Annotated in this window: 13 protein-coding genes and 1 tRNA gene; 9 read left to right on the plus strand and 5 right to left on the minus strand. The window is 45.9% G+C overall.

Going from position 1 to position 15,546, the window contains the following annotated elements:
- Positions 1 to 361 precede the first annotated feature (361 nt).
- On the plus strand, positions 362 to 1,615 hold the full coding sequence (gene rho, locus AAAA73_RS10405; protein WP_340599369.1) for a transcription termination factor Rho: 1,254 nt from the start codon (positions 362 to 364) through the stop codon (positions 1,613 to 1,615).
- Between the two features lie 80 nt (positions 1,616 to 1,695).
- On the opposite strand, the gene AAAA73_RS10410 is transcribed toward rho, so the two are convergent.
- Positions 1,696 to 2,097: a hypothetical protein gene (locus AAAA73_RS10410; protein WP_340598242.1), complete on the minus strand. Its 402-nt coding sequence runs from the start codon at positions 2,095 to 2,097 to the stop codon at positions 1,696 to 1,698.
- A gap of 119 nt (positions 2,098 to 2,216) precedes the next feature.
- Positions 2,217 to 2,600 (minus strand): hypothetical protein, encoded by a 384-nt coding sequence (locus tag AAAA73_RS10415; RefSeq protein WP_340598243.1) that lies wholly within the window; start codon positions 2,598 to 2,600, stop codon positions 2,217 to 2,219.
- A gap of 310 nt (positions 2,601 to 2,910) precedes the next feature.
- Between AAAA73_RS10415 and AAAA73_RS10420 the strand changes: the two genes are divergently transcribed.
- The 4 genes from AAAA73_RS10420 (at position 2,911) to murA (ending at position 6,480) form a co-directional block, all read left to right on the plus strand.
- Positions 2,911 to 3,156, plus strand: coding sequence for a type B 50S ribosomal protein L31 (locus AAAA73_RS10420; RefSeq protein ID WP_340598244.1), 246 nt, complete (start codon positions 2,911 to 2,913; stop codon positions 3,154 to 3,156).
- Between the two features lie 117 nt (positions 3,157 to 3,273).
- Positions 3,274 to 4,347 carry a peptide chain release factor 1 gene (gene prfA / locus AAAA73_RS10425; RefSeq protein ID WP_340598245.1) on the plus strand — a complete coding sequence of 358 codons (1,074 nt, stop codon included), beginning with the start codon at positions 3,274 to 3,276 and terminating at the stop codon, positions 4,345 to 4,347.
- Between the two features lie 5 nt (positions 4,348 to 4,352).
- On the plus strand, positions 4,353 to 5,234 hold the full coding sequence (prmC, locus tag AAAA73_RS10430; RefSeq protein WP_340598246.1) for a peptide chain release factor N(5)-glutamine methyltransferase: 882 nt from the start codon (positions 4,353 to 4,355) through the stop codon (positions 5,232 to 5,234).
- Entirely contained in the window at positions 5,227 to 6,480 is a 1,254-nt protein-coding gene (gene murA / locus AAAA73_RS10435; protein WP_340598247.1) for a UDP-N-acetylglucosamine 1-carboxyvinyltransferase, read from the plus strand. The genes prmC and murA overlap by 8 nt, the downstream gene beginning before the upstream one ends.
- A gap of 56 nt (positions 6,481 to 6,536) precedes the next feature.
- On the opposite strand, the gene AAAA73_RS10440 is transcribed toward murA, so the two are convergent.
- Together AAAA73_RS10440 and AAAA73_RS10445 are read right to left on the minus strand one after the other, a co-directional pair.
- Positions 6,537 to 9,161 carry a Fic family protein gene (locus tag AAAA73_RS10440; protein WP_340598248.1) on the minus strand — a complete coding sequence of 875 codons (2,625 nt, stop codon included), beginning with the start codon at positions 9,159 to 9,161 and terminating at the stop codon, positions 6,537 to 6,539.
- A 247-nt stretch (positions 9,162 to 9,408) separates the two neighbouring features.
- Positions 9,409 to 9,801 (minus strand): hypothetical protein, encoded by a 393-nt coding sequence (locus tag AAAA73_RS10445; RefSeq protein WP_340598249.1) that lies wholly within the window; start codon positions 9,799 to 9,801, stop codon positions 9,409 to 9,411.
- Positions 9,802 to 10,061: 260 nt separating this feature from the next.
- Here AAAA73_RS10445 and AAAA73_RS10450 point away from each other — a divergent pair, with 260 nt between their 5' ends.
- From AAAA73_RS10450 to AAAA73_RS10465, 4 genes are all read left to right on the plus strand, one after another.
- On the plus strand, positions 10,062 to 12,980 hold the full coding sequence (locus AAAA73_RS10450; RefSeq protein WP_340598250.1) for a tetratricopeptide repeat protein: 2,919 nt from the start codon (positions 10,062 to 10,064) through the stop codon (positions 12,978 to 12,980).
- Between the two features lie 23 nt (positions 12,981 to 13,003).
- Positions 13,004 to 13,312, plus strand: a complete 309-nt coding sequence (locus AAAA73_RS10455; RefSeq protein ID WP_340598251.1) for a hypothetical protein — start codon at positions 13,004 to 13,006, stop codon at positions 13,310 to 13,312.
- A gap of 17 nt (positions 13,313 to 13,329) precedes the next feature.
- Positions 13,330 to 14,622: a serine--tRNA ligase gene (gene serS, locus AAAA73_RS10460; RefSeq protein WP_340598252.1), complete on the plus strand. Its 1,293-nt coding sequence runs from the start codon at positions 13,330 to 13,332 to the stop codon at positions 14,620 to 14,622.
- 80 nt (positions 14,623 to 14,702) lie between these two features.
- Positions 14,703 to 14,792, plus strand: a tRNA-Ser gene (locus AAAA73_RS10465).
- Between the two features lie 109 nt (positions 14,793 to 14,901).
- Here AAAA73_RS10465 and AAAA73_RS10470 read toward each other — a convergent pair.
- Positions 14,902 to 15,453, minus strand: a complete 552-nt coding sequence (locus tag AAAA73_RS10470) for a hypothetical protein (protein ID WP_340598253.1) — start codon at positions 15,451 to 15,453, stop codon at positions 14,902 to 14,904.
- Between the last annotated feature and the right edge of the window lie 93 nt (positions 15,454 to 15,546).

Here is a 15,546-nt window from a genome sequence, read left to right on the forward strand (position 1 = left end):
AGCACCTGCTGCTGAAGCCTCCGCAGCTGCTCCAGGCGCTCCACAAGAGCCGCAACAACAGCAACAGCAACAACAAAGACAAGATCGCCCGCAACAACACCAACGTCGTGAGTTCCGTCCGAACAATCGCGACAATAGAGATAACCGCGACCGCGGTGATCGTGGCGACCGTAATGACAGAAATGACCGTGGAGATCGTAATGATCGCAATCGTCATGACCGTGATCGTGGCAACAATCAACGTCGCGACTTCCACCGCAACAGAGAAGATCATCAGCCAGCTGGTGACGATCAAAACGTAACAGCACAACCTGATGTTGATTTGGCGGATATTCAGCTGACAGACGAGGAGAAATCCTGGTTGTCATCAAAGGATTTGAAATCCAAAAACATCACGCAGCTGACTGAGCTTGCAACAAAACTTAAAATCGAAAATGCTGCCGGTCTTCGCCGTCAGGATATGATTTTCGAAATCTTGAAACGTGCAGCTAAACTTGGTCAGGACATTTACGGTTCTGGTGTTCTTGAAATCCTGCCAGACGGTTACGGTTTCTTGCGTTCCCCAGACTATAACTACCTACCAGGTCCGGATGATATCTACGTTTCTCCTTCTCAAATCCGCCGCTTTGGCTTGAGAACAGGTGACACAGTTACCGGTACAGTTCGTCCACCAAAAGAGGGCGAGCGTTACTTTGCGCTTTTGAAAGTTGATTCTCTAAACTTCGAGACGACTGAAAAAGGTAAAGACAAAATCCTATTCGACAACTTAACGCCGCTTTACCCAAATCAGCGTTTGAAACTTGAACACAATCCAGGCGATTACACGACTCGCGTTGTGGACTTGATGGCGCCACTTGGTAAAGGTCAACGTGCATTGATCGTGGCCCCTCCAAGAACAGGTAAAACAGTTCTTATGCAACAAATCGCAAACGCGATTACTGCAAATCACCCTGAAGTGAAGTTGATCGTTCTATTGATCGATGAACGTCCGGAAGAGGTGACTGACATGCAACGTACTGTAAAAGGTGAAGTTGTATCGTCCACGTTCGACGAGCCACCAACTCGTCACGTTCAGGTTGCAGAGATGGTTATCGAAAAAGCAAAACGTCTGGTTGAACACAAGCATGACGTTGTTATCTTGCTAGATTCCATCACTCGTTTGGCTCGCGCTTACAATACAGTGGTTCCTCCATCTGGTAAGATCTTATCGGGTGGTGTGGATTCCAACGCCCTTCACAAACCAAAACGTTTCTTCGGTGCTGCTCGTAACATCGAAGAGGGTGGATCTTTGACGATCATCGCAACTGCATTGATCGACACTGGTTCTCGTATGGATGAGGTTATCTTCGAGGAATTTAAAGGTACTGGTAATGCCGAGATCCACTTGGATCGTAAGCTTATGGAAAAACGTATCTTCCCTTGTATGGACATCAATAAATCAGGCACTCGTAAAGAGGACTTGTTGATTGATAAAGCAGATCTTAACCGTCTGTGGATCCTAAGAAAAGTATTGGCACCGATGAACGTTGTCGATGCGATGGACTTCTTGTTGGATAAAGTGGGTAACACGAAATCCAATGCAGACTTCTTGAAAGCGATGTCCGGCAACGGATAGCGGGTCACGGGCTTTGCCCGCGAAAATCGAGAATCGAAATTCGAAAATGGAAAGGGAGTCGCGAGACTCCCTTTTTCTTTTTAGCGGCAGTGAGTTGGTCTTCCGCGGTCGTCAAACATCAAGTTGTCTCGGCAATTTCGTTTGCGGCAGTTTACTTCGTGCATTTTTCCTTTTTTGGGCATGAAGAATCTTCCGTCGTTGCATTGCTTGGATTGCAAATTCAGATAGCTGTTGTTGGAGCAATAAGTATCGGCAACTCGGGTTCCGTCTGAGCTATAGCAATATGAATTCACCTGGTAGTAGTTAGATAGATTGGTGCAGTAGCTGTAGTCCACAGCAGTTGAGCCATTGTAGCACTGGCCATTTGAAACCGAGTATGCAGTTGTGGCAGTGGTGTCACCGCTGCTGCTGCTGCCGCTGTCACAGGAGATCAGAAACAAAGCCAGCAAAGTGGCGCCTATTGATAAGCAGAAATTCTTCATAAGTGTTCCTCCGAATTGTGTCCGGAGGAAGTTATGCCATCGAAATGTGGAATAATTGTGATGATGAGTGTCGCTAAGATTAATTTACAAGAAGGGAGCCTTGATGGGCCCCCTGTGAATTACTTTAGAATACTGTAGCCGATGCGTGAGCTGAGTTTCTTTTTTAGGTGATCAGTTTCACAACCGCCATACATATTGCCGTTCACGACACCTTCAAATGGATAAATGAAATCAGACATTCCATCGCTGCCGTTTTTAGAGGTGTCGATCATTAAAGACCCCTGAACGCCGACAACCGTGATCAGAATTTTTCCGTGCTTGTTAAAAATGACTTTTGCCACGCCCTCTTTGTCGTTGGAGCCTGGTGCGCTATGAACCAATTTATTGGTGTCCGAATTATAAGTGAGGTTAAAGAACGGCTCGGTGAAGAAGCAGTAGATTTTTTCAGCGCGGGCAGCCTGTGCAGACAGCAAAACCGCGGCGATCGGCATCAATAGTTTCATATTTAACTCCTTGGAGGAGGCAATATGTTGGACGTGGCATGGTTACACAAGTTTCAATCAGGCAAGAGTCCCAGAGGGGGCAAGGTCTGGATTTTGGAGGATTCAGGGGCTATTGGGGATAAAACTGTGGAAATCCCTAAATTAACCTAATTCATTGATATTATGAGATATTTTATTAACTAGTTGTGGTAGTTTAGGTCTTCGGAGCTGCCAAAAAAAGCAGCGATTAATGCTCGACAGCGGGAAACCCCTGTGTTACATCCTTACAGCTTAAGACCCACAGGTTAAATTAATTAAAAGGAATCAGGTCATGAAACAAAACCTACATCCAAAAGTGAACACAGTCGTATTCAAAGATATTTCTTGCGACTTCATGTTCTTGGGAACATCCACTCTTCATTCTAACGAAATGGTTAAATGGGAAGATGGTAAAGAATATCCACTAGTTAAAGTTGAGATCTCTTCAGCGTCTCACCCATTCTTCACTGGTAAACAGCGTGTAATGGATACTGAAGGTCGTATCGATCGTTTCAAAAAACGTTACGGCAAAAAGTAAATTGCAGACCTCCTTCAGGAGGACTCTCTTATGTGAAATGCGGTTCCTCATTCGAACCGCATTTTCATTTCTGAATACCAACTTGATCTTACAGCAGCAGACCTAGGAGCAATCCCCATGTTCTCGAAATTGGAAGAAGTTGAATCACGCTACGAAGAAGTGAATCTGTCACTTCAGCGCCCGGATATTGCTTCAAACCAAACACAATACCGCGCTCTAATGAAAGAGCTAGGGAACCTGGAAAAGATTGTGATTCCATTCCGCGACTATAAGAAAAAAACTGAGAATCTAAAAGCCAGCAAAGAACTTTTGACGGCCGAACAAGATCCAGAAATGCGCGAGTTGATCCGTGAAGAAGTGAAAGAGTTGGAAGCAGCCCTTCCAGCACTTGAAGCAGAACTAAAAATCGCATTGATCCCGAAAGATCCAAACGACGACAAGAATATCATCTTGGAGATTCGTGCGGGCGCGGGTGGTGACGAGGCTTCCCTGTTCGCAGAGGAAATGTTCCGCGGTTACACTCACTATGCTTCTTCTCAAGGTTGGAAAGTTGAAGTCATTTCGTTCTCCGAGGGTAACGTCGGCGGCGCGAAAGAGATCATCGCTTCTGTATCCGGGGATTCTGTATTCAGTAAATTGAAATTCGAATCTGGCGTTCACCGCGTTCAGCGTGTTCCAGCTACTGAGGCTGCGGGTCGTATTCATACGTCCACCGTAACAGTTGCTGTGATCCCTGAGGTGGAAATCAAAGAAGTGAACATCCCAATGTCTGACGTGCGCATTGAAACTATGCGTTCCCAGGGTTCGGGTGGTCAGTCCGTAAATAGAACTGAATCTGCAGTGCGTGTTGTGCATTTGCCAACAGGTCTTGATGTGAAGTGCCAAGAGGGTAAATCCCAATCGGCCAACAGAGAGCGTGCTTTCCAGATCCTTTACGCGAAACTTCAGCAGATCGAAGACGACAAAGCTCGTAAAGAAGCTTCTGACGTTCGTTTGGACCAAATCGGTACCGGCGATCGCTCTGAGCGCATCCGTACTTACAACTTCCCTCAGACCCGTATCACTGATCACCGTATCGGTCTTACGATCCATCAGCTGGATCAAGTCATGAGCGGATCTTTTGGGTTGCTGATTGACCCACTCGTTGCTAACTTCCAAGCAGAGGCACTTAAAAAACAAACCTCTGCTTAGGTTGAATGAAACTCAAAGAAGTACTCGACAAAACCACTGCCTTTTTCAAAGACAAGAAAATAGAGACTCCGCGCCTTGATGCGGAGTTGTTGTTCGCTCATTCCTTAAAACTTGAGCGTATTCAGCTATACCTTAAATTCGACCAGCCTTTATCCGAGGCAGAGTTGTCAGGATTGCGCGAGTTAGTTCGTCGTCGTGGTCAGGGTGAGCCGGTGGCTTATATTCTGGGCTACCGTGATTTCTATAAATCCCGCTTTGAAGTCAGCCCCGCGACCCTTATTCCCCGCCCTGAAACGGAACAAATCGTTGAAGAGGTACTGGCTTGGGCAAAAGACAAAGAAAAGCCTTATACGATCGTTGACCTGGGAACAGGCACGGGCTGCCTGGGGCTGAGCATCCTTAAGGAATTGCCAAATGCAAAACTGGTTTCCGTGGATATGTCGGCGGAGGCCATTGAGGTCGCAAAACGCAATGCTGCGAATTTGGGACTCGCGGATCGTGTGAAATTTGTTAATATTGATGCTGCTAATGTTGATCTTGTTATGGAATCTTGCAGGAACTTCATGGGACAGAACACGATAGACATATTAGTCTCTAATCCTCCCTATATTGCAAAAGACGACCCCGCAGTTCAGGAGAACGTAAGAAAGTTCGAACCATCCGCTGCACTATTCGCAGAAGAAAATGGATTAGCACTTTTGAAATCGTGGACCAAGGCGTATGCCCCCTTCCTATCGTCCGAATCGGTGACGATGATGGAAATGGGCATGAGCCAGGGCTCTGTTATGCAGGGCTGTTATACTGATTTGGATATTTTTAAAAACGTGCGTGTATTGAAGGATCTTTCAGGACTTGATCGAGTGATCACAGGAGTTAAGCATGGATAAAATGGTTGTGATGGGCAACGGCCCACTAAAAGGTACAGTGGCAGCAAGCGGCGCAAAGAACGCAGCTTTGCCAATTCTGTTTTCTACATTGCTTGCTGAAGGCAATCACGTATTCACAAACATGCCGAAGCTTAAGGATATCGAATCCACTTCTGAACTATTGAACAGCTTGGGCTGCGAAACAAAATGGGTTGGTGAAGAGTTCCACGTGAACGTCAGCAAGCCGGCTTCTTTCGAAGCTTCTTACGACCTGGTTCGTAAAATGCGCGCAAGCTTTCTGTGCATGGGTCCGATGCTGGCAAAATATGGTGAGGCCGTGGTTTCTCAACCAGGTGGTTGTGCCATTGGTTCTCGTCCGATTGACCTGCACTTGGATGGTTTTAAAGCACTGGGTGCCACGATCACACAAAAAGAAGGTTACGTTCATGCGGGCTCTCCGAAACTTCAAGGTTCAACATTCTTGTTTGAAACTGTGACAGTGGGTGGAACAGAGAACGTGATGATGGCTGCAACTCTTGCCAAGGGTGTGACTATCCTTGAAAACGCAGCCAAAGAACCAGAGATCGTGGATCTTGCAGAGTACCTAAACAAAATGGGTGCAAAGATCACAGGTCACGGAACTTCCGTTATCCGTATTGAAGGCGTTGAAAAACTAACTCCAGCAAAACATTCCATCATGCCCGATCGTATCGAGGCAGGAACTTTGTTGATCGCAGGCGCGATCACAAAAGGCCAAGTGACAGTCACTAAGTGTGTACCAGCTCACTTGGAAGCTTTGATTTTGAAAATGCGCGAATCCGGTTTCAAAATCGAAACCACTAAAGATTCCATGACAGTATTCCCGGCAGACAAATGGGAAGCAGTTGACGTAACAACGGCTCCTCACCCATTGTTCCCAACAGATCTTCAGGCGCAATTCATGGCTTTGATGACTGTTGCGAATGGTACAAGCGTGATCACCGAAACAGTTTTCGAAAACCGTTTCATGCACGTTACTGAACTTTGCCGTTTAGGTTCAGACATCACACCAAAAACCAGAGTGGCTGTTATCCGCGGCAACCCAGGCAAACTGACTGGTGCGCCAGTGATGGCAACAGACCTTCGTGCTTCAGCTTCATTGGTGCTAGCAGGCCTAGTAGCATCCGGCGAAACAGTAGTAAGCCGCATCTATCACTTGGATCGTGGTTACGAAAAACTAGAAGACAAACTGTCTTCCCTAGGCGCAAACATCCGTCGCCAAGAATAGAAATCTTAGAAATTCTAAAACTAAAAAAGGCAGGATCAAAAATCCTGCCTTTTTGTTTATCCTGCCTTGGGAAGCTGCTGTTTGATTTGATCGACCATTTCTTGCGCCCCTGAGACTGGGACGCCGTCGCGATCAATTTGAAATTCGAAAGTTTGTCCTTGATAACGTGCTTTGACGATCGATCCATCGTTGACCATGCTTTTTTCAATTTCACGAACTTCGACAAGCTCCAAACCATTTTTACGAATGAAGTCTGGATATTTACCTTCCTCTGCTTTTAGCGATCCAAGCTTCGAGGATTCGGCACGGTTGCCGGATTTAATGATACCCGTCCAATAATGCTTGCGAGTGATATCGCGAGTAGAAGGAATCGGTGTAAATGCATTATTAGAGTCGAACATTCTTTCGTAAGTCCAACCAGTCAATTCGCTAAAGAACTTTTGACCTTTCTCAAGGCCGACTTGCTCATAGATAAATAGGTTTTGTAAAGCGTGCGGCATTAAGCCGTGATTTCCAGGTGCTCCGTCGTCAATAATCAAACTTCCACGACGAATTCTTTGTACAAATATACGACCTGGCTCACGCCCAGCTTGTCTGCTGATTGTTTCAAGCATCAGTCCACGTTGCTCGGCTTCAAACTTCAGTACTTGCGCCAGGTACTTTTCAGGAATATCTGATCGTTGGGTGTCACTGCACTCTTTGGCTTGGCGACATAATTTTAGCGCTTTCATTGCCATTTTAATCATGAACTCTTCAAACTTAGGTGAGTTAAAAGCATTGTAAATATCAAGTGTGGTCTGTCTGTTTTCAGGGGAGCTTTTTAGTGTCATAGATTCATAGATGCGCTTCTGATAAGCTGCTGAGGTGATAGTCATTACCTGATCTGCCACGTCTTCGATGGTTTTGGCCTGATGATAAACCTGTGGAGCCTGCATCATGGTTTTGATGTAGCCATAGTCGGTGGTTTGTTTTTTGGCTTCAGCCAAAATCTCTTGATACTGTTTTTCCGATGCCTTTTGAATGTTGGCGCGCTGATTCTGGTCAGGTGATTTTCCAAGCTTTAACATAAACTGCTCGGTTAGATAGTGTTCCTGATGAATCAGATGAAAATTCCGAGATTGCGACAAAAGCTCTGGGTACACGGCAAACTTAGGTGCTGTAGTTCCCGCCGTGGCAGCATCTTTCTCCTGCATATCAATGACTTCTTTACTGCGTGAAATCATGACGTGTAGAGAATCGCTCAATCCACCATCGTGAGTTGATTCAAACTGAATGTATCGTCCTTTATAAACCGCTACAAAAAGATAAGCTCTGGTGCCATAGAGATGGTCAATGCTTAACGAAGACAGGTTATAGGTCGTTTTCAGGAACTCTGTAAATTCAGGCATATTCTGAATATCTTTTACGGAATAAAGACTCTTTGTTTCGTAGGCCTGTTTGTCGCTATTCTTAAATGCGGCTTTGCCACTTTCTTTTGCGACGTTATCAATATACTTCCGTAGAGAGTCTTGAGGACGGTAGAACAATGAAGCCGCGGGTTTTTCAGAAGGCGGAAGATTCGCTTTCAAAAGCAGGAAATTTAATAGGACCCTGCCGGTGCGACCGTTGCCGTCGGCAAAAGGATGGATGTGAATAAACTCTTTGTAGATTTCAAAAACTTCCATTGGCGATGTTTGTGCGTCAATTTTATTGATGCGCTTTAAAATATCAGCGGTTCTTTGTGGAACTTCTTTCGCAGGAGCAAAGTAGTTAATGCGCTGGACGCTTAAAGTCGCCTTTGCCTTCCAGGTTTGTGCGACTTCAAACAGACTCATATCAATAGTGAGCTTCTTCCCATTTTCGATGGCTCTTTGGCCGAATGTTCCACGCATGACTCCGGCCATGGGGGCGTTCGCGGCGAACTCGTACGGATTCATTCCTTGATTCGCAAGTAGATTGATTCTTGAAAGATCAGATGTCGTCATGGGTCTGTTTGACTTTAAAATATCTGAGATCAAAGTGTTGGCGTTGCGAATGCCGTCGATATATTGCTGAAGCTTTCCAGCATCCAATTTTTCGGCGTTCGTGGAAGTTTTCAATTGGATAGTTGAAAGATAGTCACCCACCTGATTTGCGTTCATGCTTTCAATGCGCAAACGTGAGTACACACCACGCAAGTAATTTGAGTAGTTGTTAAAATCGATAGGTTCTTCGTGAATGAACTTGAGTGAGCTGAAATCGACTTTGATGGAGCTGCTCTTCCATCCAGAAACATCTGCCTTAACAGTGAACCATCGACCCATGATATCTTTTAGTGTCATGAGGCCTTGGTTATCCGCAGACTTAACTACAATGAAACTTGTGGAGTACTCTGGCAAAATAATTTGCTCAAGACCGCCATCAACACCTTTTTCAAAGGATGTATGCTGAGCAGAGACAACGCCTTTTTGCATCAGGTGTTGAATTAGAGCATCGGAATTCAAAGTATGAAAAGGAACAGCCTTATCCCAACTGCCGATTGATTTATAAAATTGCCTTAAGTGAGCCGGAGGATAAGTGGGTCCATCATTGTGAACACCGTCGGTAATTGTAGAATCAGAAAATACCGAGCTACAAGACTCAGCCGCAAAAGATACAGAGGCGCTTAATCCAAGCACCAAAAATATCAAAATGAGACGGTAGACCTTGTGAGTGAATTCCATAAATTGTTAGGATGCCAAAGCCATGCCGTCCCAGAATAAATTTATGAGACCTAGACAGCAGTAAAACCCGCAGTGGGACAAAATTGGCTGACACCAATCGGTCACTCAATGAGTCCGTAATCAAATTGTCTTGTAGCTGAAAAAAGGCAAAAAAAAGGGCCAGCAAGGAGGGGATTTATGCTGACCCTGTTAGGAATAAAAAAATGATCTCAGCCCACGGAGGGGATTGGGGCTGAGACCCTAATGATTACTGAGTAACCTCAGAGATACCAAGCACTACGAAGACGACCGTTTTGCTCCCGAAAACCATTCCAGGGAGGGGATCCACAGAATGAGTTCCATAATTGGGAGCAAGTTGATGCTCTTGCTCGATACCGCTAACCATAACTTTGAAACCAACAAAAGGTGTAAGGTCGAAGTCTGATTGAAGAAGAACTGTGTTTTGAGATTCAAGAACTAAAACAAAAGTTCCATCAGCCAAAACCGCAACTTCACCTACACGTGTCGAATAGTTGTAGTTGGAAGAATCTGTAACTTCAGCGCCATCGATTGCATTATTTGGCAACACGCCTGCACGAGCCACTGCGGAAATCGCAAGGACTAGCAAGATGTAGAAAGCAATCAGAGCATTTTTAATCACAGAGAGTATCCCCCAAAAACTAAAAGACTCTTCTACCTAGAGCAAGGTCTGTGCCAATCTGAGACACTCGCCAAATCCAATAGGTTTAAGATGAGGACCGGATTCAGAAGGGATTAAACTCATTTCGGAACTAAGGGTAATTCCAAGGTGGAACTTCAGTTCAACTTTGGAACCACTTAACTTGACCAAAGCACAGACTGAGACGGTTGTTCCCCGACAGGTTGGTCGTTTGACAAAAAAGTCAGTATTATTAAGCATCTATGTCGCGCATACAAGTCACCTGGGTAGTACGAACACGAAGTGGCCAAGTTAAAGGCCCTTATTCCACTGAAGCCATTCTTCGCATGATTGGTGAGGGTGTCTTTTCGGGTCAGGAAATGATCTCGAAACTGCCAGATGGTCAGTGGTCCCAGATTTCCAAAGAGCCTGCATTCTACGACAAACTTTTGGAAGCACTTGAAGGTGTCGTTGATGTCGACCCTAAAAAAGTTCAAAAGATGGAAGCCGAGACGGTCATCATGAAGCCCGCTTCTTCCGGGCAAACGGGATCGTCCACGATTCCAGGTGGTCCGACGAAGGAAAGCCTTGCGAACATTTCCATCGATAAAAGTAAAACCCGAAAAGTGGATATCTACGACTCTCCGGTGCACGCTCCCCCGACGTATATTCCCGGCACGGTGTCCTCGAATACGACGACTCAGGCAGCGGGAGGCGGCGGCGGTTCCGTAATTGATCTTTCCAATCTTCGTAACATGGAGAAAACGGAAATCGCAAAAACGCTGAAGCTTCCATTGATTGCTTTGGCAGCGATTGTTCTGATCGGTGTTTTCTTGTTGTGGGATACGGGTCCTTCGCGCGGAGACAAAATTAATCTGTTGGCTCCGGGTCACAGCACATCACAAATGAGTGGTGCTGATGCCAAGAAAAAACTCAATGAAGCAATTAGCGCCATGGAGTTTGATACTTTTGAATCTTACCTTGAAGCGCAAAACAAACTGGTTTCCATCGTGGAAGGTTCGCCGACCAATTTGGAGGTCCGTGGTCTTTTGTGTGTGGTTTATCGTGAGCTTTGGCCTTTTGCCAAACAAGATGCGCAGGACTTTAAAACAATTGCTGCTGTTACTCAGTCGACTCGCGCTATCAACGTTGTTAGTCCCTATGGTCGCGTTTGTGAGGCGGTAAAACTGCTTACTTCAGGTAAATTCCGTGAAGCTCGTGGCAGTATTGAAGCGACCTTGGATAGCTCTGAGCCGTTTTCCCTGCTTCCGATTCTGTACGCCTACAAAGCGGAATTGTTGGAGGGTGAAAAAGACTACAACAACGCCGTACCGTATTTCGAAAAAGCGACGCAAATGTGGGATCGCTGGCTTCATCCGCAAGTGATGCTGGGAAAACTGCATATGGCGCAGAATAATTTTAATGAAGCTTCACAGTCTTTCAGAAAAGTTCTGGCGCAAAATCCCAAACATCGTGAAGCCAAACTCTTGATGGGTATCAATGAGTATCGTGGTTTTAAAAAAGCGGATGTTGCTTTCGGCCTGTTGAATTCAGCGATGGAATCAAAGAGTGCTGTGTTTCCTCCAACAGAGGCAATGGGTTATCAGGTGCTGGCGGAAATCTATGTTGAGAGAAATGAAAAAAGAAAAGCTCTGGATGCCGCTCAAGAGGGTTTCCGTCTGAATCCGAACAACTCACAGTTGCGCCAGTTGGTTCTGCGTCTGGGTGGTTCGGATAAAGTCAGTGGTGGAAAAAACCAAAATAGCGAATTGCTGTTCCTGGGTGATCAGTATGTGCGCCAGGGTGACTACTTGGCCGCTCAGGCTGAATTCAAAGCCGCGTTTGAAGCTGATCCCAAGAACGGAACGGCGGCAGTGAAAGCTGCCAAAGCATTGTGGCAACTAAATCAAAGTTTTGAAGCGATTGAGTGGTTGAATAAAGCCATTAAGGCCGAGCCGAAACTGGTTTCCGCTTATGTGACTCAGGCGGATTATCTAACTCAACGTTTTGATTTTAAAGGTGCCACCCGAGTATTAACATCGGCAGTCCGCTTTGCTCCGAATAACTACGAAGTCTTAAGGGGCTTGTCGTTGATGGAGTATCGCCGTAACAACATGGCGGGTGCGGTGAACTACGGAATGCGCGCGTTGAAAGCTTATGATGGCGATATCGATACGTATATTCTGCTGGCGAAAGCCAACGGCGCATTGGCGTTGTCGATCATGCCTTTGAATAAAAAAGAAATTGAAAGAAAAGATGCAGCCGCGAAGGATTCGGTTCGTTTTGCAACCAAGGCCGTGGAAATCGACGGCACCAATCCTGATGCGCAAATCACCTACGCAAAAATGTTGGCAGCCACCAACGGTGTGGATGCAGGCGTCACTTATCTGAACGAATTGATTAAGCGCTTTTCGTACACCTTGGATTACCGAATTGCTTTGGCGGAAGTTCATAAATCGGAGGACCGCTATTCGCAGTCCAAGGACATTTATGAGCGCGTCGTTGAGGCGGATCAAAAGAACAAAAAGGCCTGGTTGGGTTTGGGTGAAAGTTATAAAGCCCTCGGAATGAATGATAAGGCGTTGAAGGCATTCTTGCAGGCGGCAATTCTTGATCCGACGGATGGGGAAGCTTTGTTCCAGGCAGGAAAACTGTATTTGGAAACATCTCGCTATGATGCTGCCATTGAACAATTCAAACGGGTGCAACGTCTGAACGCGAACTACCCTCGCACCTGGTATTATATTGGGCGTGCCGCTTTTGCATCTGGTGATTTAAATGGGGCGGCAGAGGCTGCGAAACAGGAAAAGAAGCTGAATCCGAATGTAGCTGATGCTTACGTTCTGGCGGCAGAGGTTTATTCCGCTCGCAAACAGTTTACTGAATGTGCCGGGGAGTACTCTCAAGCTATGAAGCTTCGTCCCCAAGGAGCAGAAATCTACGTCAAAGCAGCTCAGTGCTACCGTCAGTCGGCTTCTTTGGAAGTGGCAGAAGACATGCTGGCGCTGGCAGCGGCTCGGGAAAGCGGCTACGCGGATATTTATCGCGAGCAAGGTGCGATCTATGAGACCCGTGGGGATATTCGCTCCGCAGCACAGGCGTACAATAAATATCTAGGGCTCTCCCCAAATGCCCCGGATCGTGCTGAAATAGAAAATAAGTTAAACCGAATGGGCAACTAGGAACGTCAACGGAGGATGCCACAATGGGTATCGGCGATAAACTAAGTAGTTTTTCAAATAATGTTCAAGAGGGCGTAAAGTCCACAACCATGACCGTTCTGCACATTTTGTTGCGACTGATCACGGGCTTTTTTGTTGGTATGACGCTGGCTTTGATCGGTCAGGAACTGATCGGCTACGGAACTTTTGCTCTGATTTTTGCAACTGTGGTGGTGATGTCAGTCATCATGAAGCTCCTGTCGCAATGGAGTTTTGCGCAAATCCTTATTTTTGATCTGATTGTCGTCCTTGTCGGGATGCTTTTAAGAATGTATATACTGGTCGCACCTTAAACGAGGACTTCTGAAAAATGATCGATATTAAACTTCTGGAAAAAAAAGCTGAAAACGGCACTTCTTATTACGATGAGTATAAGCAAGCGTTGATCAACCGTGGTGGAACTCCGGAAATCCTGGATCAAATCATGGAGCTTAATAAAAAGCGCAAAGAGATGATCGCTCAGGCGGAAACTGCCAAAGCCAATCAAAACAAATTGAGTGGCGAAATCGGTAAACTGAAACGCGAAGGCAAAGATGCCTCTTCGCTTTTGGCGGAAGTGGATACTCTTAAAGGTTCTGTAAAAGATCTTGAAGCAAAAGCTGGTGAAGCTGATCAACAGGTTGTGAATTTGGCTCTTGTGATGCCAAACAAACCACACTCTTCTGTGCCAGTGGGCGCTTCTGCTGATGAAAACAAAGTTCTAAAAACCTGGGGCGAAGTTCCAAAGTTTTCTTTCAAAGCAAAGGAACACTGGGAGCTGGGTGAAAAACTGAACATCATCGACTTCGAACGTGCGGGTAAAACCACAGGGACGCGCTTTGCCTTCCTAAAAGGTGCAGCTGCTCAGCTTGAACGTTCTTTGATTCAGTTCATGATGGATATGCACTCCACTCGCCACGGTTACACTGAAATGATTCCGCCATTCATGGTGAATTCAAACAGTTTGACGGGCACCGGTAACTTCCCAAAATTCAAAGAAGACGTTTTCCACTTGGAAGGTTCTGATCTTTATTTGATTCCAACGGCTGAAGTTCCGGTTACGAATTACTATAATGGCGAAATTCTGGACGAAACTTATCTTCCGCAAAGCTTCTGTGCTTACTCCCCTTGCTTCCGTTCTGAAGCAGGCAGTGCCGGTCGCGATACGAAGGGTTTGATCCGTCAGCATCAGTTCGACAAGGTTGAATTGATGACTTTCTGTCATCCGGATAAGTCTTATGAAATGCACGAGGCTTTGACGTCTCATGCGGAACAGGTTTTGATCGATCTTGAACTTCCATTCCGCCGCATGCTTTTGTGCACAGGCGATATGGGCTTCGGATCTGCAAAAACTCATGATTTGGAAGTTTGGCTTCCTGGTCAGGGCGCATATCGTGAGATCAGCTCATGCTCAAACTTCGAGGATTTCCAGGCTCGTCGTGCGAACATCCGTTTCCGCAGCCTTGGTGGTAAACCTCAGTTCGTGCATACCTTGAATGGCTCTGCTCTGGCAGTGGGCCGTACACTGGTTGCGATCCTAGAGAACTACCAACGCGAAGACGGCTCAATCGCTGTTCCAAAGGCTCTTCAAAACTATATGGGCGGCAAAAAAGAGATCCGCTAGTCGGGTCTCTTTAAAATATCACTCCGCGTCATTACAACAACCGCTTGAAAACCCACGTCAAAACCCATAGAACGGTCGACGGAGAGTTGGTAGAGTGGTTGAATACACCAGTCTTGAAAACTGGCAGCCCTTCGCGGGGCTCGAGGGTTCGAATCCCTCACTCTCCGCCATTTGTTTGCTGGACAGCCAAGCTGAATGCAGACGCAAAAAACGAAAAAGCGATCCTTAGTGATCGCTTTTTTTATTTCTAGGCCTATCTGATTCCAATTTAAAAAATAACTAAGGATTTTTGTTCATCGTACAGAAGATCTTCGTGCTTTGTGGTCCGAAGCCGCCGTAGGTGATGTAGTAAATCATTTTAGTTTCTGGATTCTGGCGCATGTAATAGACGACGTTTGGTACACCTTCGGAGTTGTAGATCTCAACTCTTGAAGCATTGCTGCCCTCTTTGATTCGCGCATTTTGTTTTGCGAAATCAGAAGCTTCCTGGCGAGCTTTTGTCAGATCCCAGTTTGCATACGGATTTTCAGGATAGAAGTAAGCAAAGTTGGTAGAGAAGTAAGTTGTGCCGTCTTCAAGTTGGTCGATCAATAATTCGGCATAGTGTTCGTGGTCAGGTCCAATTCCACCCAAGTGAAAACATCCGCCACTGTAAACCCCGGGCTCCTGACTGACCGTGTGTGGAGTGTAGTTAAAACCGGAAAGTATGGATTTCATAACTTTTGTGCATTTCAAACTGTCACATGCATCTTCTGGAAGTTCTGAAATCATTGGAGCAGCGTTAGCAAGGACTGCGCACAGTGCGATAACAGCAAAAATAGTTCGTTTCATGTTGTGTCCCCTCACTATAAAAGCATAAATTTTCTTTGGGGGCGGTCAATTGGTTTGTGATATGCTTCCACCTGATTTTACAAAGGAACGATA

Origin of the sequence: Bdellovibrio sp. GT3 (genome assembly GCF_037996765.1) — a bacterium.
Taxonomy (GTDB): domain Bacteria; phylum Bdellovibrionota; class Bdellovibrionia; order Bdellovibrionales; family Bdellovibrionaceae; genus Bdellovibrio.